This is a genomic window from Actinomyces sp. ICM39 (assembly GCF_000282935.1).
GTDB classification, from domain to species: Bacteria; Actinomycetota; Actinomycetes; order Actinomycetales; family Actinomycetaceae; genus Pauljensenia; species Pauljensenia odontolytica_B.
In genome coordinates, this window is the sequence record NZ_ALCB01000073.1 from 1 (window position 1) to 22,290 (window position 22,290).

At 65.2% G+C, this 22,290-nt stretch carries 22 protein-coding genes and 1 tRNA gene; 15 read left to right on the forward strand and 8 right to left on the reverse strand.

The genetic code is table 11. The annotated features are described in order from the left end of the window. The 6 genes from HMPREF1137_RS05030 to HMPREF1137_RS05050 form a co-directional block, all read left to right on the forward strand. A partial coding sequence (locus HMPREF1137_RS05030; RefSeq protein ID WP_007589608.1) for a GHMP family kinase ATP-binding protein occupies positions 1-603 on the forward strand: 603 nt, incomplete at its 5' end. Further along, a complete protein-coding gene (locus HMPREF1137_RS05035; protein WP_007589621.1) occupies positions 603-2,537 on the forward strand; it encodes an ABC-F family ATP-binding cassette domain-containing protein in 1,935 nt (644 codons plus the stop codon). The genes HMPREF1137_RS05030 and HMPREF1137_RS05035, both read left to right, overlap by 1 nt. Before the next feature lie 116 nt (positions 2,538-2,653). Continuing rightward, entirely contained in the window at positions 2,654-3,223 is a 570-nt protein-coding gene (locus HMPREF1137_RS09960) for an Imm61 family immunity protein (protein WP_231284028.1), read from the forward strand. Positions 3,224-3,300: 77 nt separating this feature from the next. Further along, on the forward strand, positions 3,301-3,879 hold the full coding sequence (locus tag HMPREF1137_RS05040) for a hypothetical protein (protein ID WP_034496899.1): 579 nt from the start codon (positions 3,301-3,303) through the stop codon (positions 3,877-3,879). A gap of 331 nt (positions 3,880-4,210) precedes the next feature. Beyond that, on the forward strand, positions 4,211-6,223 hold the full coding sequence (locus tag HMPREF1137_RS05045; protein ID WP_007589597.1) for a glycosyl hydrolase family 28-related protein: 2,013 nt from the start codon (positions 4,211-4,213) through the stop codon (positions 6,221-6,223). Positions 6,224-6,574: 351 nt separating this feature from the next. Next, positions 6,575-6,850 carry a DUF1540 domain-containing protein gene (locus tag HMPREF1137_RS05050; RefSeq protein ID WP_007589604.1) on the forward strand — a complete coding sequence of 92 codons (276 nt, stop codon included), beginning with the start codon at positions 6,575-6,577 and terminating at the stop codon, positions 6,848-6,850. A gap of 70 nt (positions 6,851-6,920) precedes the next feature. On the opposite strand, the gene HMPREF1137_RS05055 is transcribed toward HMPREF1137_RS05050, so the two are convergent. Beyond that, positions 6,921-7,553, reverse strand: coding sequence for a TetR/AcrR family transcriptional regulator (locus tag HMPREF1137_RS05055; RefSeq protein ID WP_034496902.1), 633 nt, complete (start codon positions 7,551-7,553; stop codon positions 6,921-6,923). 111 nt (positions 7,554-7,664) lie between these two features. Here HMPREF1137_RS05055 and HMPREF1137_RS05060 point away from each other — a divergent pair. The 6 genes from HMPREF1137_RS05060 (at position 7,665) to HMPREF1137_RS05085 (ending at position 13,138) form a co-directional block, all read left to right on the forward strand. Further along, a tRNA-Gln gene (locus HMPREF1137_RS05060) sits at positions 7,665-7,735 on the forward strand. 41 nt (positions 7,736-7,776) lie between these two features. After that, positions 7,777-8,826 carry a bifunctional UDP-N-acetylglucosamine diphosphorylase/glucosamine-1-phosphate N-acetyltransferase GlmU gene (locus HMPREF1137_RS05065; RefSeq protein WP_007589596.1) on the forward strand — a complete coding sequence of 350 codons (1,050 nt, stop codon included), beginning with the start codon at positions 7,777-7,779 and terminating at the stop codon, positions 8,824-8,826. Positions 8,827-8,850: 24 nt separating this feature from the next. Then, entirely contained in the window at positions 8,851-9,822 is a 972-nt protein-coding gene (locus tag HMPREF1137_RS05070) for a ribose-phosphate diphosphokinase (RefSeq protein WP_007589607.1), read from the forward strand. Between the two features lie 167 nt (positions 9,823-9,989). After that, entirely contained in the window at positions 9,990-10,598 is a 609-nt protein-coding gene (locus HMPREF1137_RS05075; RefSeq protein ID WP_007589636.1) for a 50S ribosomal protein L25/general stress protein Ctc, read from the forward strand. A gap of 78 nt (positions 10,599-10,676) precedes the next feature. Continuing rightward, complete coding sequence (locus HMPREF1137_RS05080; RefSeq protein WP_034496906.1) at positions 10,677-11,795, forward strand: mannose-1-phosphate guanylyltransferase; 1,119 nt, start codon at positions 10,677-10,679, stop codon at positions 11,793-11,795. Positions 11,796-11,956: 161 nt separating this feature from the next. Further along, entirely contained in the window at positions 11,957-13,138 is a 1,182-nt protein-coding gene (locus tag HMPREF1137_RS05085) for a BMP family ABC transporter substrate-binding protein (protein WP_007589632.1), read from the forward strand. A gap of 72 nt (positions 13,139-13,210) precedes the next feature. On the opposite strand, the gene HMPREF1137_RS09965 is transcribed toward HMPREF1137_RS05085, so the two are convergent. From HMPREF1137_RS09965 to HMPREF1137_RS05095, 3 genes are all read right to left on the reverse strand, one after another. After that, a complete protein-coding gene (locus HMPREF1137_RS09965) occupies positions 13,211-14,071 on the reverse strand; it encodes an NgoMIV family type II restriction endonuclease (RefSeq protein WP_007589641.1) in 861 nt (286 codons plus the stop codon). Further along, complete coding sequence (locus HMPREF1137_RS09970) at positions 14,068-15,036, reverse strand: DNA cytosine methyltransferase (RefSeq protein ID WP_007589601.1); 969 nt, start codon at positions 15,034-15,036, stop codon at positions 14,068-14,070. The genes HMPREF1137_RS09965 and HMPREF1137_RS09970 overlap by 4 nt, the downstream gene beginning before the upstream one ends. Positions 15,037-15,204: 168 nt before the next feature. Continuing rightward, positions 15,205-15,981 carry a hypothetical protein gene (locus HMPREF1137_RS05095; protein WP_007589622.1) on the reverse strand — a complete coding sequence of 259 codons (777 nt, stop codon included), beginning with the start codon at positions 15,979-15,981 and terminating at the stop codon, positions 15,205-15,207. 138 nt (positions 15,982-16,119) lie between these two features. On the opposite strand from HMPREF1137_RS05095, the gene dapE reads away from it, so the two are divergent. From dapE to HMPREF1137_RS09975, 3 genes are all read left to right on the forward strand, one after another. Next, positions 16,120-17,301: a succinyl-diaminopimelate desuccinylase gene (gene dapE / locus HMPREF1137_RS05100; protein ID WP_007589603.1), complete on the forward strand. Its 1,182-nt coding sequence runs from the start codon at positions 16,120-16,122 to the stop codon at positions 17,299-17,301. A 2-nt stretch (positions 17,302-17,303) separates the two neighbouring features. Next, positions 17,304-18,029 carry an LOG family protein gene (locus tag HMPREF1137_RS05105; protein ID WP_007589623.1) on the forward strand — a complete coding sequence of 242 codons (726 nt, stop codon included), beginning with the start codon at positions 17,304-17,306 and terminating at the stop codon, positions 18,027-18,029. Positions 18,030-18,221: 192 nt separating this feature from the next. After that, the gene (locus HMPREF1137_RS09975; protein ID WP_007589628.1) at positions 18,222-18,386 is read left to right on the forward strand and encodes a DUF3117 domain-containing protein; all 165 of its coding nucleotides are present in this window, start codon (positions 18,222-18,224) and stop codon (positions 18,384-18,386) included. A 64-nt stretch (positions 18,387-18,450) separates the two neighbouring features. Here HMPREF1137_RS09975 and HMPREF1137_RS05110 read toward each other — a convergent pair whose 3' ends face one another. From HMPREF1137_RS05110 to HMPREF1137_RS05125, 4 genes are all read right to left on the reverse strand, one after another. Continuing rightward, on the reverse strand, positions 18,451-19,080 hold the full coding sequence (locus HMPREF1137_RS05110) for an O-methyltransferase (RefSeq protein WP_007589634.1): 630 nt from the start codon (positions 19,078-19,080) through the stop codon (positions 18,451-18,453). Positions 19,081-19,274: 194 nt separating this feature from the next. Next, positions 19,275-20,405 (reverse strand): Mrp/NBP35 family ATP-binding protein, encoded by a 1,131-nt coding sequence (locus HMPREF1137_RS05115; RefSeq protein WP_007589618.1) that lies wholly within the window; start codon positions 20,403-20,405, stop codon positions 19,275-19,277. Between the two features lie 10 nt (positions 20,406-20,415). After that, entirely contained in the window at positions 20,416-20,991 is a 576-nt protein-coding gene (locus HMPREF1137_RS05120; protein ID WP_007589626.1) for a DUF1003 domain-containing protein, read from the reverse strand. Then, positions 20,984-22,288, reverse strand: a complete 1,305-nt coding sequence (locus tag HMPREF1137_RS05125; protein WP_007589602.1) for a magnesium transporter MgtE N-terminal domain-containing protein — start codon at positions 22,286-22,288, stop codon at positions 20,984-20,986. Before HMPREF1137_RS05125 ends, HMPREF1137_RS05120 begins: the two co-directional genes overlap by 8 nt. Positions 22,289-22,290 lie beyond the last annotated feature (2 nt).

The following is a 22,290-nucleotide window of genomic DNA, read 5'->3' on the forward strand; positions in this document are numbered from 1 at the left end:
GCCGACGCGGCCGCCGCCCTGGTGGCCTGCAACGAGCTGTGGGAGCTGGGCCTGGGCGACGAGCAGCTGCAGGCGATCGGCCGCTCGCTGGGCGCAGACGTCCCCGCCTGCCTGGCCGGCGGCATTGCGCTGGGAACCGGGCGCGGGGACCACATGAGCGTCCTGCGCGAGGGGGACGAGGAGGGGCGCCACCACTGGGTCATGTTCCTGTCCCGCGAGGGTCTGTCCACCCCCGAGGTGTTCCGCGAGTTCGACCGTGTCGACGCGGCGGGTGCGCCCGCCCTGGCCGAACCCACGCCCGAGGAGGTCGCCGCCCTCTGCGGGGGACACGAGGAACTGCGCCACTGCCTCGTCAATGACCTGCAGGCACCCGCCCTGCGCCTGCGCGCCGAGCTGGCCGAGACTATCGGTGCCGCGAAGGACGCGGGAGCTCTGGCCGTTACGCTGTCTGGGTCCGGCCCGACCGTCGCGGCCCTCGCGCGCGACGCCGAGCACGCCCAGACCCTGGCGGCAACCTTGAGCGACGCTCCCACGGTCGCTCGCGCGATCCCCACCCACGGGCCCGCACGTGGCGCCCGCATCGAATCGACGGAGGCCATCTGATGGCGCACCTGCTCGGAACCCAAAACGTCGGCGCCCTCGCGGGGTCGCGCAAGCTCCTCGAAGGGGTCACGGTCGGCCTCGACGACGGCAGCCGCGTCGGCATCCTCGGCCCCAACGGCGCCGGAAAGTCCACGCTCCTGCGCATCGTCGCTGGCACGCAGGAACCCGACGGGGGAGTGGTGACCCGACGCGACGGTGTGCGCGTCGCCGTCCTCACCCAGGCGGACACTCTCGACCCCGAGGACACCGTGATCCAGGCCGTTCACCCCGGCATGGAGGAGTACGAGTGGGCCTCCGACCCGGCCGTGCGCGACATCCACGCCGGACTCCTCGCCGACATCAATCCCGCCGCCCTCGTCGGTACCCTGTCGGGCGGACAGCGCCGCCGCGTCGCGCTCGCCCGCGTCCTCGCGGCCACCGCGGACATCGTGTGCCTGGACGAGCCCACCAACCACCTCGACGTCGAGGGCGTGGCCTGGCTGGCCGCGCACCTGAACGCCCGCTTCGCCCGCCCCGGCGCGTCCGGCGCGCTCTTGGCCGTCACCCACGACCGCTGGTTCCTCGACGCTGTGTGTGAGCACATCTGGGAGGTCGTCCCCGGCGTCGACCCGGGCGGCGACCGTCCGCAGATCGCCGGGCACGTCGAAATCTACGACGGCTCCTACGCCGCCTACACGCTCGCCCGCGCCGAGCGCATGCGCCAGGCGGACGTGGCCGCCGCCAAGCGCGCCAACCTGCTCACCAAGGAGCTCGCCTGGCTGCGCCGCGGGGCACCCGCCCGCACCTCCAAGCCGAAGTTCCACATCGCCGCCGCCGAGGCCCTCATCGCCGACGTGCCGCCGCCGCGCGACACCGTCGAGCTGGTGAAGATGGCGACCGCGCGCCTGGGCAAGGACGTCATCGACCTCGAGGACGTCTCCGTGTCCTTCACGCGCCCCGACGGCTCGCGCCTGGACATCCTCAAGGGCGTCACCTGGCGCCTGGCCCCCGCCGAGCGAGTCGGTATTGTCGGCGTCAACGGCGCCGGCAAGACGACGATCCTGAACCTGCTGCGCGGCGACCTCGAGCCCACCTCGGGGCGCGTCAAGCGCGGCAAGACCGTCCAGGTCGCCACCCTCTCCCAGGACACGCACGAGCTCGACGCCCTGGCCGACATGCGCGTCGTCGAGGCCGTCGCCGACGTCGCCCAGACCGTCGTCGTGGACGGCAAGGAGGTCAGCGCCTCGCAGATGACGGAGCGCATGGGCTTCACGCGCGCCCGCGCCTACACGCGCATCAGCGAGATCTCCGGCGGCGAGCGCCGACGCCTCCAGCTCATGCGCCTGCTGATGAGCCAGCCGAACGTGCTGCTCCTCGACGAGCCCACGAACGACCTCGACACCGACACCCTGGCGTCCATGGAGGACCTACTCGACACGTTCCCGGGCACCCTCGTCGTCGTCTCCCACGACCGCTACCTCCTCGAGCGGGTCACCGACCACCAGGTCGCCCTCCTCGGCGACTGCCAGGTCCGCGCCCTGCCCGGCGGCGTCGAACAGTACCTGCAGATGCGCGCCTCCGGCGACCTCGGGGCGTTTGGTTCGTCCTCTCGCGCCGACGAGGCCGGCTCCGCCTCCCGCTCCACCGCGCCCTCCGCGGAAGCCTCCTCGGGCGAGGACAGTGCGGGGCAGGGGAGCGCTCGCGGCGGCGTGAGTGACGCTGCGGCGCGGCGCGCGGCCAAGAAGGAAGTGGCCCGCATCGAACGCAAGCTGGAGCGCCTGCGGGCGGAGGCCTCGAACCTGGAGGCGAAGCTGGAGAAACTGTCGATCCAGGTGGCGACGGACCCTTCGGCGGTGTCCGAGCTGACGAAGGTCTCAGCGGCCCACCAGGACGTCCTGGCCGAGATGGACGAGCTGGAGGAGGCCTGGCTCGAGGCAGCCGATTTGCTCGAGTGAGCGTGTCGGGTGAGCGACTGCTTGGTTGACGTGAGTAAATCGTGCCACGGTCGGCACTCGCTGCTCTGTCCGCATTCAAGCGACCGCGCCTAAAACTCGAAAGGAAGGTGGCAGTAATGGACGCGCTGGAACGGTTCTTCGGGAGGAAGGTCGATGGCGACAGGAATGACCCGATGGCCTTCCTGGATGAGTATGCAGCAGTAATGAATCGATACGTGAAGATTGAAGTTCGCAATAGATTCAAGGAGGGGGGTGTTGATCTGTCTCTCAACTTTGGGAGTGGCGATGGGTGGCTGCTATGGCTGGAGGATGGCCAGTACTGCTTCGATGAGAAGGAGCGGGGAAAAGTTAGGACAGGTGGACTGTTTAATTCGCAGTCAATTGAGTTGACACAAATTGTTATGGTGAATTGTACGGTGCCCTACTTGCGTCATGCGCTGGGTTTTTCAAGCTTGTCTGTACCTAGTACAGTCGATGAGCTGCCGGTGGGCTGGTCAGTCAATAAGACTGCATCTGCTTGTTATAAGAGTATGAGAGGTCCGGCGGGTGAGTTGCTTGAATTTGTGACTTGGAATCCGGCTCATTGTGTTCCATTCGCTTGGCTCTATGGTGTGTCTCCGTCTGAGCTGCTCAATGCGTACATGCTTCCCGACGGTGGGCCTCGGCTTCGTCAGTGGCTTTCCTGACGTCGTCGGTGTTGGCTCGGCTGGTAGTAAGGCAGCGGGTAGTTTAGGGGCGAAATGAGGGTGATAGTGTTGGGCGAGTGGGAGTAGATTTTAGTAGTGGTTTCTTCAGAGACGGCAGTGGTGCTGAAGCTTTTCTTGATGAGCTCAAAGCGTTCTGTGAGCTGCTTGTCGATGATGAGGTTGTGGTTGATGCGGCAAGGGAGCAGTGTCTTTTTTACAGCAAATGGCAAGGGTTGCCAGCATACAAGCTTCAAGTTCTAGATGGGGCATACCATTTCGGAGGATTTGAGCGGGGGGACTTTTGTTGCTTCTTTTCGACCACGAATATTGAGCTTGCCTTTAAGGTGCTGGTGCTGCGTAAGGCGCCTCTGGTGAGATACGCCTTGCGCTACGCGGCAATTGAGCTTCCCTCGAGGAGGAAGGGCTGGCCTTTCGCGCGGAGCTATGGCCGCCATGAAGGCGTGATCTTTCAGGATGTTGATGGCTACGCTAGTCGGCTCTCGTGGGTCCATGACCTGACCCCGCCGCAGCTACTCGAAGCCTATGCTAGTGAAGATGGTGGCGTGCTTCGTCGTTGGGTAACCCATGAGGAGCGTGGGGATGCTAACCGGTATTGGGTGGAGTGGCGGAAGTCCGCTCTTCGGCTTGAAAGCTGATGGGGTTTCTGTGGTGGTTGTGGACTTCCTCAGTTGACGCCTCGCGCTGGTAGTAATCGCCACAAGCGCAGCTGCAACCGAGGCCTCGTCGCCTCGTCCTCAATCTCTGCCACGCTATCGGAATCTCATATTTATAATTACAGTGCAAATATTGACTGTCGGTCTAATCCGCAGTATTTCGCTGTTCTTGACTGAGAAAATTTCTAAGCAACTCTTTGACAGCGGTCAGATTCCGCTACTATGTGCCCGGGTTCCTTCCAACAAGCGGAATCTAGGAGCGAAGTGGCGCTTCGAGCGCCCTTCAGGGCATGGAAAGAGGCATGAGAGTCAGATGAAACGCGGACCATTTATCGCCGGAGCAGCCCTGCTCGGCGTCATTGCGCTGGTGCCCGCACTGGTCCCCAGTGCGGTCGCGGCCGACGACCAGTACGGCGCGACCGTCCCCTACACGCGATACGAGGCCGAGGAGGCGAGCCGATCCGACGGGACGACGCTCGAACGCTCCGACGACCTCGAATCGACGGCCATCGAGGCCTCGGGCCAGTCCTACGTGGCCCTGAAGGACCAGAACTCCTCTCTGGATTTCACCGCGACGTCCGCGGCCAACGCCCTCGACCTGCGCTTCACCCTGCCCGATCATGCGTCTGGTCAAGTGCAGGTCTATATCAATGATGACCTCGCTGCGACCCTCAGCCTGTCTTCCGAGACCGCCTGGCAGTATGTCTACAAAGAGAGCGTCTATGATGAGCCGACCCTGGCGCCTGGTACCGCCCACAAGCGTTTCCGCTTTGATGAGGTGCACACGCTGCTCAATGGCCAGATCCAGCAGGGTGACCATGTGCGCATCGTCAAGGTCGATCAGAACGATACCGAGTACGGCATCGACTTTATCGAGCTCGAGCAGGCAGCGCCCGCCATCGAGCGCCCCGAAGGTGCCGTGAGCATCGCCGACTACAACAGTGCGAAACCCGGCGATGGCGTAGCCGACGATGACGCCCTTATCTCGGCGATGGATGCGGCGGCGAACACCTCCTCCAAGGTGGTCTACATTCCCGCAGGAACATGGGAATTCTCCCGCAAGATCGGCATCGATCACCCTGGCCTGACGTTCCAGGGTGCGGGCCTGTGGTACACCAACATCTTCTTCACCTCCGATCAGAGAGAGGGCGGGGGCATCGTCTTTAATCCAGGTGCGAGCAATGAGACGCTGACCGACTTCTACATGTCCTCGAACCTGAAGTCTCGCTTCGGTGAAGGAGCTCAGTACAAGGGCTTTGCCGGCGCGGCCGGTGTGAACACTCGCGTCGCCAACGTGTGGGTGGAGCACTTCGAGTGCGGCTTCTGGATGGGCGACTATCGCGAGCATAAGTTCATGACGTACACCGACGGCATGGTGATCGAGAACTCCCGCATTCGTAACAACTTCGCCGACGGCGTCAACTTCGTGCAGGGCACCAAGAACTCCACGGTCCGAAACTCCTCCGTGCGTGGCAACGGCGACGATAGCCTCGCGTCCTGGGCGAGCAATGATCTGCGCTCCCAGAGCGATGCTGATGCTTCGAAGTTCAACTCGTTCATCGGCAACACCATCGAGCTGGGATGGCGAGCGGGTGGCATAGGCCTGTTCGGCGGCGAGGGCCACGTCGTGAAAGACAACCTCATTGTCAACAACTTCTCCGGCGCAGGCATTCGTATTACCACCGTCTTCGAAGGACGTAATTTCACGTACAACCACGCGGGCATGACGATCACCCATAACAAGCTCGTCCGCACGGGTACGACCGATGACTTCTATGGCAAGAAGCGGGGCGCGATCGACTTTGAGGAAGACCTGAAAGTGGGGCAGGTTCTCAACGTCTCCGTGACGGATAACCTCATCGTGCGCCCCTACGCCGAAGAGATCAGCGCGAACTTCGATCTCGATTCTGAGACTCTGAGGAAACATGGCATCACGCTGCGCGACAACAAGCGCGACGACGAGGCCATGGCCCCCGTGCAGGCCCAGATCGTCAACCACGTGCTGGTGGGGGATCAGGTCGTGCGCACCGTCCCCGAGACGGAGAACTACAGCCTCTACTGGTACCAGCGCGACGAGCGCGGCGCTCACGGCACGATCGACCGCTACTGGGTCTCCAAGGCGGATGGCCTGACCATCACCCCCGACATGGAGTACTCCGTGGAGGGTGGCAAGCGCGTCTACAACGTGACGCTCGCTGACCTGCCCGAGTATCTGCCGACGTCGACCGACTTCTCCGGCTCCTACGACTACGTTGCAGATCTCGAGCGCTCGCAGCCGGCCGACGACGGTACGACGATCGTGGTCCGTTTCTGGTTGGCGAAGTGATCGCTTCCTGACCGTTGGCTCTGAGCCACAATCGCCCGCGCTGCCCCTTGGTGGCGCGGGCGATTGCGTGCGTGAGAGCCGATCAGGCTAGGTTTGCCACACCCGCGCAGCGCAGGCTCACCTATCCGAATTACGCAAAAGAAATGCCGCATTTATTTGCGTAATTAGTGATGGTGTGGATGCGAAAATAGCCCCCGAAAGGCGCGCGAACACCCTTGGAATTTCAACGAAAAGTCGGCACGTTTGGGATGTGTTGCGAAAAGGCGTATCACTGGAGTCAACAGCGCGGCCGACCCGGTCGCGACCGGCTACATTTCGGCCCCACGGGGCCACGTTGAAAAGGACACTCCAATGGCAGATATGCCCCGCATCCTCGACTGCTCCGTCACCGACTGCTCCTACAACAAGGAGAAGAACTGCGGAGCCACCGCTATCACCGTCGGCTACTCGACCTCCTGCACGACCTTCATCCCGCTGACCGTCAAGGGCGGCCTCGCCAAGGCTGACACCTTCGTCGGCGCCTGCCAGAAGGCCGACTGCACCCACAACAACGCCCTCGAGTGCACCGCCGCCTCCATCTCGGTCGGCGCGGGCACCGCGGACTGCCTCTCCTACGAGGCGCGCTGAGTCTCACTCATTAACGAGGCCGTGGCTGGGATTACCCGCCACGGCCTCGTCGTATCTGCCACAGATTAACTCAGCGTCCCTCGCCCGAGCGCACCCGCAGCGTGGGGTGGGGGCGCAGGCCTCGCTGGCCGTTCCAGATGAGGTTGACGACGTGGGCGGCGACTTCGTCCTTCTTCATGCGGCGGTCGTCCAGCCACCACTGGCCGACCTGCGCGATGAGGCCGACGAGCATCTGCGCGTACAGGGGAGACCAGGTGGTGTCGAAGTCCGAGCGCTTGAACTGCTCGGCGATGATGTGTTCGACGCTGGTCGCCACGTCGCCCATGACCGAGGAGAACGAGCCCGCCGTGCGGTCCGAGGGGGCGTCGCGCACGAGCACGCGGAAGCCGTCCGTGTTGCGCTCGATGTAGTCGAGCAGACCCAGGGTTGCGTTCTCCAGGATGAGGCGCGGGCGCTCCGAGGACTCCAGGGACGATTGCAGGGAAGAGATGAGCGCCTGCACCTCGCGGTCGACGACGACCGCGTACAGGCCTTCCTTGCCTCCGAAGTGCTCGTAGACCACAGGCTTGGAGACCTTCGCCCGAGCGGCGATCTCCTCGACGCTGGTCGCGCCGAAGCCCTTCTCTGCGAACAGGGAACGTCCCACGGCCACCAGCTGCTCGCGGCGCGCGAAGCCGCTCATTCGTGTCCTCTTCTCAGCCATGCCCCCAGTATCACACGAGGCATGGGGTGGCCTATGTTTCGACCAAGCAGCGAGCGCGGGGTCGCGTTTGAAAGCGCGCGCGGGGTGCAGGTATCATCACAGTGGACGCATTCCGCCTTGGTGTAACGGCAGCACAGAGGTTTTTGGTGCCTTTAGTCTAGGTTCGAATCCTAGGGGCGGAGCGACTGGTCCCGTTGGGACCGCAGACCCCCCGAGGAGGAACATGTCTCGCCCCGCCGCCGTCATCGTCCTGGCCGCAGGTCAGGGAACGCGCATGAAATCTGCCCTCCCGAAGGTCGTTCACCCCCTGTCTGGCCTGTCCATGATCGGACACGCCCTGCGCGCCGCCCATGGCCTCGACCCCCAGCATCTGGTCGCCGTCGTGCGCCACCAGCGCGATGTTGTGGCCGCCGAAATCGAGCGCGTGCTGCCCAGCGCCATCATCGCCGATCAGGACGAAATCCCCGGCACCGGCCGCGCCGTCCAGTGTGGCCTCGAGGCTCTCGATCAGGCCGTCGAGCCGGTCTCCGGCACCATCGTCGTCACCTACGGCGACGTTCCCCTCCTGTCCACGGACACTCTGGCCGAGCTGGTTGCCACCCACGAGGGCGCGGGCCACGCGGTCACCGTCCTGACCTCGCGCGTCGAAGATCCGACCGGCTACGGCCGCATCATCCGCGACGCCTCCGGCACGGTCACGGCGATCGTCGAGCAGCGCGACGCCACGCCCGAGCAGGCCGCGATCAACGAGATCAACGCGGGCATCTACGCCTTTGACGCGGACTTCCTGCGCACCTCCCTGGCCTCCCTGGGTACCGACAATGATCAGGGCGAGGTCTACCTGACCGACGTCCTCGCGGCTGCTGCCCCCGCCGGGCGTACCGCGGGCGCCCTCGAGCTCACCGACCACTGGCAGAGCGCGGGCGCGAACGACCGCGTCCAGCTGGCCGAACTCGGCGCCGAGATGAACCGCCGGATCTGCGAGGCCCACATGCGCGCCGGCGTGACGATCGTCGACCCGGCCTCCACCTGGATCGACGTCGACGTGAGCATCGGCGCCGACACCACCATCTACCCCGGCACCTGCCTGCGGGGGACAAGCGCCGTTGGGACCGGCTGTGAAATCGGTCCTAGCGCCACGCTGATTGATGCGGAAATCGGGGACCGCAGTGTGGTTCCCACCGCATGGATCGGTCAGGGCTGCGTCGCAGCCGATACGATGGTTACGCCATACAGCACCATCGGCACACTGATCGCGGCGCCTCGCGCCTGATCCAACACAAGGAGAGACAACCGCATGAGCGGACTGGTGACCACCGGAGAGAAGAACCTCGTCCTCGTTTCTGGACGAGCTCACATGGACCTGGCTCACGCCGTGGGCGAGGAAATCGGATGTGGGGTCTCGCCGGTGACGGCCTACGACTTCGCCTCCGGCGAGATTTACGTGCGCTTCAACGAGTCCGTTCGCGGCGCTGACGTGTTCGTCCTGCAGTCCATTGAGGGCGACATCAACAAGTGGATCATGGAGCAGCTCATCATGATTGATGCTGCCAAGCGCGCCTCCGCGAAGCGCATCACCGTGGTCGCTCCCTTCTACCCCTACTCGCGTCAGGACAAGAAGCACCAGGGCCGCGAGCCTATCTCCGCTCGCCTCATGGCTGACCTGTACCGCGCCGCCGGTGCCGACCGCATCATGAGCGTCGACCTGCACGCCTCGCAGGAGCAGGGCTTCTTCGACGGCCCGGTCGACCACCTCTTCGCCATGCCGGTCCTCGTGGACTACGTGCGCGGCCGCGTCGACCTGACCAACACCGCGATCGTCTCTCCCGACGCGGGCCGCATCCGCGTCGCCGAAAAGTGGTCCAAGAAGCTGGGCGGCGCGCCCTTGGCCTTCGTCCACAAGACCCGCGACACCACCCGCCCGAACGTCGCCGTCGCGAACCGCGTCGTCGGCGAGGTCGCCGGCAAGGAATGCGTCCTGGTGGACGACATGATCGACACCGCCGGCACGATCACCGAGGCGATCAACGTCCTCAACAATGCCGGTGCTAAGAAGGTCATCGTCGTTGCCACGCACGGCATCCTCTCCGACCCCGCCGCGAAGCGTCTCTCCGAGTCCGGCGCCGCCGAGGTTGTCGTCACCGACACGCTGCCGATCCCCGCTGAGAAGCGCTTCGAGCAGCTCACCATCCTCTCCATCGCGCCGCTCCTGGCCCGCGCGATCCGCGAGGTCTTCGAAGACGGTTCGGTCACATCGCTCTTTAACTGAGCGGCTCCCGCTTCACATCCGCCCTCGCCGTGAGGTAACCTATTGGGGTTGCTCCGGCGAGGGCGGATCCGTATCCGCCGTTATCGACAGGGCCTGAAACGAAATGCTGCGCGTTTCCTTCACTCTGCCGACACCGACGCCGGACCCGAGAAACGAAGGAAAGACACATGAGCGACAACCCCGTCCTGCTTGCAGAAGAGCGTTCCGAGTTCGGTAAGGGTGCTGCCCGCCGCGCCCGCCGCGCCGGCAAGGTCCCCACGGTCCTCTACGGCCACGGCGCCGAGCCCCGTCACCTGGACGTTCCCGGCCACGACCTCTTCCTCATCGTTCGCGGCACCAAGAACGCGCTCGTTGAGCTGAAGATCGAGGGCAAGACCCAGCTGGCCCTCGTCAAGGATGTTCAGGTTCACCCCGTGCGCCGTGACATCCTGCACGCCGACTTCCTGGCCGTCAAGGCCGGCGAGAAGGTCGATGTTGAGGTCCCCGTCGTCGTTGTCGGCGAGGCTGCCCCCGGCACCGTCCACTCGCTCGAGGAGTTCACCATCCTGGTGAAGGCCGCCGCCACCTCCATCCCCGAGAACCTCGAGGTTTCCATCGAGGGCCTCGAGGCCGGCTCCGCCGTGCACGTCTCCGACCTGAAGCTGCCCGCTGGCGTTGAGGTCGAGCTCGATCCCGAGACGGTCATCGTTGCCGTTCAGGAAGCCGCCGCTGAAGAGGCTGAGGAAGCCGCCGAAGAGGCCGCTGAAGAGGCCGCCGCCGAGGGCGACGCCGAGTGACACTCGCGTAGCACACGCTTTCCACGAGGGGGCGAGGCTGATGCCTCGCCCCCTCGTCGTATCTGCGATACTTGGGGCATGAGTGACCTCCACGTGATCATCCCCGCCGGTGGCGCCGGCACCCGCCTATGGCCGCTGTCGCGCCGCCGCCGCCCTAAGTTCCTCCTCGACCTGGCGGGCACGGGCCGCACCCTCCTGCAGGGCACGGTGGACCGCCTGGAGGAGTTGGCCTCGTCCGTGACCATTGTGACCGGCCAAGCGCACCGCGATGGCGTGCTCGCCCAGCTGCCCGAGTTCTCCTCGTCGGATAATCGCACGCTCCTCATCGAGCCGTCGGGCCGCGACTCTATGGCCGCGATCGGCCTGGCCGCCTACGTCGTGCGCGAGCGCTTCGGGGACGACGCAATCGTTGGTTCCTTCGCGGCCGACCATCTCATCGCCCGCCCCGAGCTGCTGCGCGCCGCCGTCGAAACCGCGATTGGTGCCGCCCGCGAGGGCTACGTCGTGACGATCGGCTTGACGCCCACCGAGGCCTCGACCGCCTACGGGTACATCGCGCCCGGTTCGATCCTCTCTGACGAGGCCGGGGAAGCCGATGCTGAGCGCGGCGCCCGCCGGGTCGCCGAGTTCGTGGAGAAGCCGGACGCCGACACGGCTGCCCGCTACGTGGCGGCGGGCTACCTGTGGAACGCGGGTATGTTCATCGTGTCGGCGGGCGTGCTTGCCTCCCACCTGGCCCGCCTGCTGCCCGACATGCACGCGCGCCTGGAGACCATCGCGCGCGCGTGGGGTACCCCCGAGTTCGACGAGGTGCTGTCGGACAACTGGCCGCACCTGACGAAGATCGCCATCGACCATGCGATCGCCGAGCCGGTGGCCGCCGACGGGGGAGTGGCGGTCGTGCCCGCAGACGCCGAGCTGGGATGGACGGACCTCGGCGACTTCGAGGCCCTCACCGGCATCGTCGCGGACGCGGGCAACCTGGGCGAAGCGCTGCGTGTCGAATCAGACGGTGCGGCAGTCTTCGGTTCCCTCACGCAGGATGGCGAGGGGCCCCTCGTCGCGCTCGTCGGCGTGCCCGACGTGGCCGTTGCTCTGACCCCCGACGCGATTCTTGTGACGCGCCGCGACCGCGCGCAGTCAGTGAAGGCCGTCGTCGACCAGCTCGCCGAGCAGGGACGCTCCGACCTGCTCTGACGTGCCGCCACCGAGCGCTTTGAAGTACGTCCCAGGTGGGGGCCTCGGCCTTGCCAAGCCCTGTTCGCTTGTGGGTGAGGTGCGCCGCCTCGCCCGCCGCCTACAGGCGTGAGGCTGGTAGCGTGATGGGCAGCAAGAAGCCCCGACGAAAGGCATCACACGTGAACAAGCGGACCATCGCCGCCCTCGCAACCACTGCGACCGCGGCCTCCTTGGCCCTTGGAGCTTGCTCGACGACGCCCGCCGCCACCCCCGCAGCCTCCGCGAAGGTGTGCGCCGCTATCTCCGGAGCCCATGGCGACGCCGCCACGGATCCTGTCGCAGTTGCTCTCGCGGGTGCGGCAAACGACGCATCGGTCGCCTTCGAGGCGGCCAGCGGGCAGGAGGCCCCGGCCTCGCTCGTGACCTCCGGCTGCACGCTCATCGTGGGCACGGACTCAACCATGGCCGCCTCGGTTTCCGAAGCTGCACGTCACAACTCGAAGGTGCGCTTCGCCCTCGTAGGCGCCTCTTTCGTGGATAGCAAGGGCGCCGCGACCTCCCTGAAGAACGGCTCGGTCGTCGACGTGGACGCCTCGCAGGCCGCCTACCTGGCCGGCTACGCCTCCGCGGGCATGACGACCACGGGCACGCTCGCCGTCGTCGGCGGGGCGGCCGAGAACGTCACCAACTCGCAGATGTCCGCGTTCTCCCAGGGCGTGGATGCCTACAACCTGGCCAACGGCACGTCGATCAGCGTGCTCGGCTGGAACCCCGTGACGAGCGACGGCACGTACGCGGGCAGCGCCGACGAGGTCCGCACGGCGACCGCCGATGCGATCTCTCAGGGCGCTGACATCATCGCCCCCTTCGCCGGTGAGGCCAACGAGGGCGCCGCGCGTGCCGTCACCGAGGCCGCCAACCCGACCGTGCGCCTCGTGTGGTCGGGTCTGACGAAGGCCGACCTGAAGGGTCTGACCCGCGACGAGGCGCAGTCCGCGGACAGCGTCCCGATGTCCGGCCAGTCTGGCGCGGCGGTGTCGCAGCAGGTGGACACCCAGTCCTTCGCGGATGCGTTCAGCTACATCCAGATCTCAGACGAGGTCCGCTCCGCCATCGGCGCTCCCGTGCTGACCGGCATCGTCGTCGACTACAAGGCTGCGATGGATACCCTCATCGCCCAGGCGAACGCGGGTGAGAAGGCCTCCGTCGTGCCGGTGTCCCTGGCCTCGGGCGGCGTGATCCTCACCGGATTCGGCGCCTACACGCCGATGCTCTCCTCCGACCTGAAGCTGGGTCTGTCCGACATGGCTGGCCAGATCGAGACGGGCGGCATGGTCATCTCCACGCCTTTCGACGTGTGAGCTGACGGTATAGACGGCAGTGCCCCGGGGACGCGTCCCCGGGGCACAACTTATACACCCGCGAGATAAGGCCTAGATGGCCAGGTCGAGTGGGAGATCTGCGATGTCGCGTAGCCGTTGACCGGTAACGAGTGTGTCGAGAGTCTTGACCGCTTCCTCGTTTCCCGACGCCTGGGTTGCTGCGATGAGTTCAGGAAGCGCAAAGTGATAGACAGTGTCGATGTCGCCGGTTCCTAGCGCGAGTGAAGAGAGCCTCGATGGTGTCGGTTCACCGGTAACAACCACGATATGCGGCGTGCGCCCCTTCCTGTTTCTGATCAGATTCAGAGCTTCTGAACGTGCGTTCTGCGCTCTGTCTGATCGGAGCGTCCACTTGCATGAAACGACAGCATGAATGATCGCTGAAGACTGATTGTGAGCTAGCAGTGGAGAATATGAGGCAACCCCGTCAACGACGATTCCAGAATCATTCAGCTCTTGCTGACCAATCGGCTGGCGCACGACGAGAACATCTGGAGAAATATCGTAGGAATTGCCGAGGATCGCGGCAAGAGCCGGTGTCTCGATAATGGCAGCAGCCAATTCGTCAAGATGACGATAAGGCTCGTACTGGGAGAGAGAATGCCCCCTGCGTGAGCTGCCAACGTTTATAACGTTCCAGCGACCAGGACGTAGCGCGGAGAGTGCAGGGAACGTCTCACTGAGGAAAGCACTCACGGCCTCCTCGAAGTTCTGTCCGGAACTCTGCCCGTTGAGTTTCTCGCCCCCTTGAGGCGTGCCTAATGCGCGCGCGATGCCCAGAGCAAGTTCACATGACAGCTTTTGCGACTTGTCAGCGTTGCTTGCGATACCTGCTGAGTCGACAGACAACGTTTTTGAACCAATGAGATCGCGGTGGAACAACGTCCGTGCGAGAGAGAGATTCAGGCTCATGCGACTGCCTCACTTCTCTTGTCTGTGGCAGTCAATACAGACGCAATTTGCAGGCCGACAGCTCGCGCAACGGGTGGGGGAAACGCATTTCCAACCTGACGATACGCGTGTGTCTTCGCTCCGGTAATTGCCCAGTCGTCCGGGAACCCCTGGATGCGAGCAGCCATGCGGACAGTCAGACGAGGATCACCCGAAAAGTCAGGATCGGGAGCCTCCGGTGCGATTGTTGATCCGTTGACACCAAGTTCGGCCCACGCGCGGCGTGCACGGGTCGGTCCTAAATCTGGGCCTCCGTGCTTCTTTGAACCGCCGACGAGCGTCGGAGCAATACGGTTGGCCCGAGCTGCCCAGGCCTGTGCGCCCTTCCACCCGCGTGCAGCCATGAGATCGACCAAGGTTTCTCCCACCGTTGGGGCAGGAAGCTGCTGAGGCGTGGGATAGTTAAAAGAAACTGACACGTCATCGCGGAAACCAACAGCAATGACGCGCGGACGAAGCTGAGGGACACCAAAATCTGAGGCCTGCAGAAGTTTCCACTGAAGGGAATAGCCGATCTCCGCCAAGTGCTCCTCAACGCCTTTGCGATATTCCTGAAACTTGGGATCGAGGAGTCCACGAACATTCTCAATCATGATGGCACGCGGGCGGACGACACGGACGAGTTCAATCATTGCGGGGAACAGATCGCGTTCATCGTCAGCGCCGAGTTGCTTTCCGGCGTACGAGAACGGCGGACATGGAACACCCCCTGCGACCAGATCGACGCCGCGGTATTCGTGCGCGTGCTCCTTAATCCATGGAACGACATCCCCCTCGATGACATTCCAGTGTGGGCGGTTTTCGCGAAGGGTATTACAGGCATGATGATCGATTTCAACGACGGCGAGGTGATCGAACCCCGCCTGCTCAAGGCCGAGGGCCTGGCCACCAGCACCGGCACAGATCTCAATCGATGTCAGAGCCATGTTCCACCTTCCGCCACTGTGTCTACCGGATGATTGTAGGGGAATGGCAGATGCGGGGAGCAGGTCGAAGCGCCGAACCTTCTCGGTCGCAGGGGTGTTCTCACTCATACGAGCAGGCTACGATCAGCCATGCTCATCTGCGTCTCGCTGATGATCGTGAGAATGAAACTAGCTTTCTCCCAGCACTGCCAGTGCCGCGCCTGCGCACAGGGCATCCGCGTCGAGTACGAAGGCTGGGTCTACGCAGTACAGGCCGGTGCCCGTGGGGACGGCCGGGGAGGTCGTGAGTGCGTCGGCCAGTGGGGCGCGGACCCGCTCATCGGGCAGCGACGTGGTGAGGGTGCGTCCATCTGTGGACACGCTCAGGGAGAGCGCGGCACCCTCCTCAACGACCGGCACGCCCATGCGCTCCAAGAGGGTCGCTAGCAGGCCCGAGGCCTCGGTGACCGATACGGAGGCAGAGCGCGGGCCGGAAGTCTCCAGAGATGCGATGCGCGAGGCACAGCGATCTACGTACGCGCCGATCATTCCGTCGCCCACCGACTCCCAGCCTCCCTGAGAACGCGGGAGAGAGGAGCCGTCCCCGCACGCGGCCACGGCCTCGTCGATGAGGGCCAGCTCAGCCTCGGGAGCCAGAGCGCCCTCGCGCGAGCGGTCGATCGCGCGCCCACCCAGGTAGATGAGGGCCTCTCCCGACGCGCGCACGTACACGGCGCCGTCCGCCATCACCATGCGCACCGAAAACGCCGTGAGGGGAGCGGGGAGCGCTCGCGGCATGAGGAGGGCATGCCCTCCGGACGCTTCGATGATCGCAGCGCCGTCGCGCGCCGCGTCCTGATTCTCAGGGGTTTCGTAGCCGATGATCAGGCGAAAACGGCCCCCGGTTCGCGCGGACAGGAAAGAAGCGATACCCGCAAACAGCAACGGGCTTGCACAGCGTGTCATGTGCTGAGGGTAACACCTTGGGTGGTCCGCGCAAAAACGGGTATCAGGAACGAGGTCGGGGTGTGCCCCGGGAAACGGTGGAGGGACGCAGGTGGGGGAGTGCGCCGCTATCCTGGAGGCATCCATGAAGGAGGAACCATGCAGCTGACGAACCTGACGGACCCGGTCGAGCTCACGCGCCAGATGATCGACATTCCCTCGGTGTCGGGAGAGGAAGGGCCCCTGGCTGACGCCGTCGAGGCGGCCCTGCGCGGTGCCGGATTCGGATCGGTCCCGTCCCTGGAGATCCTGCGTGACGGTGACGCCGTGTGCGCGCGGACTCGTCTCGGCCTCGACCAGCGCGTGGTTCTCGCTGGGCACCTCGATACCGTCCCCATCGCCGACAATGTCCCCGGTCGCTTCGAGGAGCGCGACGGTGCCACGGTCCTGTGGGGTCGCGGGTCGGTCGACATGCTTGGAGGGTGCGCGGCGGCGCTCGCGCTCGCGTGCGAGGTTGGCGCTCTCCTTCGTTCCGGCGACGAGCCCGCGCTGAGCGCCGACGTCACCTGGATCTTCTACGATCACGAGGAGGTCGCCTCCCACCTCAACGGACTGGGACGCGTGCAGTGCAATCACCCCGAGTGGTTGGCGGGGGACCTCGCGCTGCTGGGGGAGCCGACCGCCGCCCACGTGGAAGGCGGCTGCAATGGAACCCTGCGCGTCATCGCGCGCTTCCTGGGACGCGCCGCCCACTCGGCGCGCGCGTGGATGGGTGTGAATGCGATCCACGCGATGGCTCCCGTCATCGAACGCATCGCCGCCTACGGCAACCCTGTCGTCACGGTTGATGGCCTCGAATTCCGCGAATCCCTGTCGGTTGTGCGGGTCGAAGGCGGCATCGCCAACAACGTGATCCCCGAGGCCGCCTCGATGACCGTCAACTACCGCTTTGCCCCCTCGAAGCGCGCCGACGATGCCTTGGAGAAGGTGCGCCAGCTATTCGAGGGGACGGGTGCCACGATCGAGGTCGATGACCTGTGCGAGGGTGCGCGCCCCGGCGCCGACTCGCCCCTAGCTGAGCGTTTCCTGTCCGTCGCGCGCTCCGTGGCCTCGGCGCAGGGGAGCGAGCTGCAGCTGAGCGCAAAGGTCGGCTGGACCGACGTTGCGCGCTTCAGCGAGGTCGGCGTGCCCGCAATGAACTTCGGACCCGGCGACCCGCTGCTGGCACACACACGCGACGAGCACACGCCGGTATCGGATATTGTCAGAGTGCACGATACGCTGCGTGCGTTCGTGCTCGCATCGGTCGGCACCGCAGCCGACAGCCACGAGGAGGCATGACCATGACCAAGCCGATGAACACCTACCGCCGTGGATCCGTCGTCCTGCGCGGGGACCAGATCCCGCGCCTGACGGCTGACGCATCCCTGCTGCAGTCGGACCAGAGTGCCGACTGGAAGCACGAGGACCCGTGGCGCGTCCTGCGCATCCAGTCCGAGTTCGTCGAAGGGTTCGAGGCTCTCTCGGAGGTCGGTCCCGCGATCTCGGTCTTCGGGTCCGCCCGCACCCGCCCCGACGATCCCCTCTACGCGTGTGCGCAGCGCATCGGTGAGCTTCTCGTGCAGCGCGGCTACGCCGTCGTCACGGGTGGTGGTCCAGGCATGATGGAGGCCGCGAACCGGGGCGCCTGGGAGGCTGGGGGTACGTCCGTGGGCCTGGGTATCGAGCTTCCCCACGAACAGGGCATGAACCAGTGGGTGAACCTTGGCGTGAACTTCCGGTACTTCTTCGCCCGCAAGACGATGTTCGTCAAATACTCCCAGGGCTTCATCGTGATGCCCGGCGGTTTTGGGACCATGGATGAGCTCTTCGAGTCCGCGACGCTCGTGCAAACGGGGAAGATTCGTTCGTTCCCGTTGGTCCTCGTGGGCACGGACTACTGGTCGGGTCTGGTCGACTGGATTCGCTCCTCGATGGTCGAGGCCGGGATGATCTCTCCCGGTGACGTGGACCTGCTCCACGTCGTTGACGATCCGGAGGAAGCGGTTCGTCTCGCGACGGGTGCCTAGTGGTTAGTTCTTCTTTCTGTGGGTGTCTTTATTGCTGAAAATGCTGCGAAATAAGGCCTAATTAATCGGATGGCCTATTTTCTTTTGATTTCTCTTTGTGAACTGTTAAGGAAAAATGGCACTTATCCGGTAAAATAGGTCTGTTACCCCGCCTGAGGAGGCGCGGGCATAACTCTGAGAAGGAGTACTCTCATGGCAGCAATGAAGCCTCGCACGGGGGACGGACCCCTCGAAGTCAGCGCCGAAGGGCGCGGTATCGTCATGCGAATTCCCACCGAAGGGGGCGGGCGGCTCGTCATTGAGCTGAACGCGCAGGAGGCGGCGGAACTCGCCGAAGCTCTCGGAGCGGCCATCTGACAGATAGAGACGAAGCGGCGGAACAGGATCTCCTGTTCCGCCGCTTCTACGTGAATGGGGGCGCTCAGCGCTTGACGGCAACCGCCAGGCCGTCGCCGACGGGCAGCAGCGCAGGCACGAACTCGTCGGAGTCTCGCAGGTAGTTGACGACCTCACGGGCGACCACGGTGTGAGCGTCGCGGCGAGCGGGGTCAGCGACCTGATCGCGCCACAGGGCGTGCACAAAAGCGATCGTGCCGCCGGGGCGCAGGATCCGCACGGCGTGATCGAGGTACTGCGGAGTCTCTTCCAGGTCGCCATCCAGGACAACCATGTCGTAACCGCGGGCAGCCATGCGTGGCAGAACATCGAGGGCGCGCCCGGCGATGAGGCGCGTGCGGTGAGAGGACAGGCCGGCGGCGGCGAAGTTTCGGCGCGCGTGTCCCAGGAGTTCGGACTCGGAGTCAATCGTCGTCAGGACACCATCGGAGGCCATGCCGTCAAGGATCCACAGGCCAGACACACCCGCACCGGTACCGATCTCAAGGACAGCACGAGCGCCGGACACAGCGGCGAGCATGCGCAGGGCCGCTCCCGTTCCGGGAGAGACAGGAGTGGCACCCATTTCGGTAGCAACAGCGCGCGCGGCAGTCAGCGCGTCGCTTTCCGCCACGTAATCCTCGGTGTACACCCACGTCTGGGCCTTGTCCGCCATCGCCGTATCCTTACTCGTGTTTGATCGCCGGGGTAAGGTGCGCGCACGCGCCACGCCCTCCCCAGGCATCAGGGTACAGGCGAGGATGCGCAAGGGCGCGTTGGCGCTCCGAAAATACGTGAAAACCTCACCTGGCAAGGAGACGAAACCCCGGCCTCGTCGATGGTGACGAGGCCGGGGATAGTCGCGTTGACTCAGTGCTGGATGGGGGAGACCCCGAGCGGGCGGCCCGCCAGGCCGCGGTTCGTGGAAGAGAGCTGCTTGGCGAGGGCCGTGAGCTCCTCGGCGGCCGGACCCGAGGCGACGGCGACGGGCTCGCCGCGGTCGCCGCCCTCACGCAGCGCGATGTCGAGGGGCACCTGGGCCAGCAGCGGCACCGAGTATCCCAGCTGCGCGGTGAGGCGCTGCGAGACGGACTCGCCGCCGCCCGCGCCGAAGATCTCCAGGCGCGAGCCGTCGGGCTGAGGCAGGAAGGACATGTTTTCGACGACGCCGATGACCTTCTGATTCGTCTGCGACGCGATGGAACCGGCGCGCTCGGCGACCTCGGCAGCTGCGACCTGCGGGGTCGTCACGACGAGGATCTCCGAGTTGGGCAGCAGCTGCGCGATCGAGATCGCGACGTCGCCCGTGCCCGGAGGCATGTCGATGAGCAGGACGTCCAGGTCGCCCCAGAACACGTCCGCGAGGAACTGCTGGAGGGCGCGGTGGAGCATGGGGCCGCGCCAGATGACGGCCTGGCCGTCGGGCACGAACATGCCGATCGAGATGACCTTGACGCCGCCGGCGCCCACGGGCGGGATCATCATGCCGTCGATGACCTGCGGGTCGTGGTCCACGCCGAGCATGCGCGGGATGGAGAAGCCGTAGATGTCCGCGTCCATGACGCCGACCTTGAGGCCCTGCGCGGCGAGCGCGGCGGCCAGGTTCGCGGTCATGGAGGACTTGCCGACGCCGCCCTTACCGGAGGTGACGGCGATGACGCGCGTGAGGGAATCGGGGCGGGAGAAGGGAATCTCGCGCTCGGGACGACCGCCGTTGAGCTTCTCGCGCAGCGCCTTCTTCTGGGCCTCGTCCATGACGCCCATCTCGACTGAGACGTTCTCGACGCCCTCGACGGCGCCCACGCGCTCGGTGACGTCCTTGGTGATCTGGGTGCGCAGGGGGCATCCGGCGGTGGTGAGCAGGACCTTGACGGCGACGGAGGAACCGTCGATCGTGACCAGGTCGGGGGTCACCATGTTGAGGTCGGTAATGGGGCGGCGGATCTCGGGGTCGATGACCTGGCCGAGAGCCTCCATGACGGAATCAAGCGTGACTGGCATGGACTCCACTCTACTGGCCGATGTGCCCATCTTCTAGGGGACGAAAGGCACCGTCGGCCTCGGCCTCAGCCTCCGCCTCGTTCGATGAGGTGTTGGCCGCGTCCGCGGCGATCTCCGCGCGCAGGCCCTCCAGCATGTCGCGCAGCTCGGAGCGCACGAAGTCGCGGGTGGCGACGTCCTGGAGCGCCAGGCGCAGGCCGGCGATCTCGCGGGCAAGGTACTCGGTGTCGGCGAGGTTACGCTCCGCGCGAAGGCGGTCCTGCTCGGCGACGACGCGGTCGCGGGCATCCTGGCGGTTCTGCGCGAGCATAATCAGCGGGGCCGAGTACGAGGCCTGGGTCGAGAACGCAAGGTTCAGGAGGATGAAGGGGTAGGGGTCCCAGGCGGCTTTCTCGCTGATGCCGGCGAGCATCAGGTTCGCACCGATCCACGCGATGACGAAGATCGTCATGTAGAGGACGAACTTGGGGGAGCCCATGAAACGGGCGGTGGCCTCGGCGAAGCGGCCGAAGCCGTCGCCGCTGCCCGACGAGCGGCGGAAGAACCACTGACGCTTGTCGATCGGGTTGTCCAGGCGATCAGCCATCGATGCTCCTTGCCATCATGCGGTCGGTCACGTCGTCGTCGAAGTCTCGCCAGTCCTCGGGCAGCAGCTCGTCGAGGACGTCGTCGACCGAGACGGCGCCGTGCAGGTGCCCGTCTTCGTCGACGACGGGCAGGACCGTCAGGTTGTAGGTTGCGAGCAGACGCGTCACGGTCGCGATGTGCGCGTTGGGGTCCACGGACTCGATGTCGCGGTCCAGGATCGTGCCGAGCAGAGTCTGCGGGGGCTCGCGCAGCGCGCGCTGGATGTGGACCATGCCCAGGTACTGGCCGGTCGGCGTCTCCTGGGGCGGGCGTGCGATGAAAGCGACGGTCGCGATCGAGGCCGGGATGTCCTCGCGTCGTACGGCAGCCAACATCTGCGCGACGGTCGCGTTGGGACCGAAAATGACGGGCTCGGTGGTCATGAGCGAACCCGCGGTCGACTCGTCGTAGGTCATGAGTCGACGCACGTCCTCGGCCTCTTCGGGCTCCATGAGGGCCAGCAGGGACTGAGCCTTCGCGGCGGGCAGCTCGGCGACGAGGTCGGCCGCGTCGTCGGGCTGCATGACGTCCAGGACGTCGGCTGCTCGGGCGGCTTCCAGCGCGGAGACGATCGCGATACGGTCGTCGTTACCCAGCTCCTCGAGCACGTCGGCGAGGCGCGCGTCCGTCAGCTGCATGGCGACCGCCATCTTGCGGTCCTGGGGGAGCGTGTGCATGAAGTCCGCCAGGTCCGCAGGGCGCATGTCCTCCGTGTACTGCACGAGCGCGGTCGCCGCCTGGTTGGAGTCGGTCTTGAGCAGGCCGGACACCTCGGACACGTCCACGGTGAGGGTCTCGCCGCTGCGCGTGAAGCCGAGGGAAGAGGTGCGCACGCGCTGGACGTGCAGCGTGGAGATCACCCAGTCCTTGGGGCGGCGCTGGCGCATCGCGACGTCGAGGATGCGCACCTGGCCCGAGCCGTCGTTCATCGTGACGACGCGGTCGAAGAGCTCGGAGAGCACGAGGGTCTCGATGGGACGCTGCGTGAATGAACGGATGTTGAGCAGGCCCGTCGTGATGACGGAACCGGACTCGATGGCGGTGACGCGAGTGAGAGGCAGGAAGACACGCTTACGCGGGCCGACCTCGACGACGAAGCCGATGACGTTGGCTTCGGATTTCAGCCGAAAGATGACAACGACATCGTGAATCTTGCCGACCTGGTCGCCCAAAGGGTCGAAAACACTGGTACCAGCGAGCTTTCCGATGTAGACGCGCCGACCCTTGGTGCCGAGTTCAATAGATGCAATGCTCACAT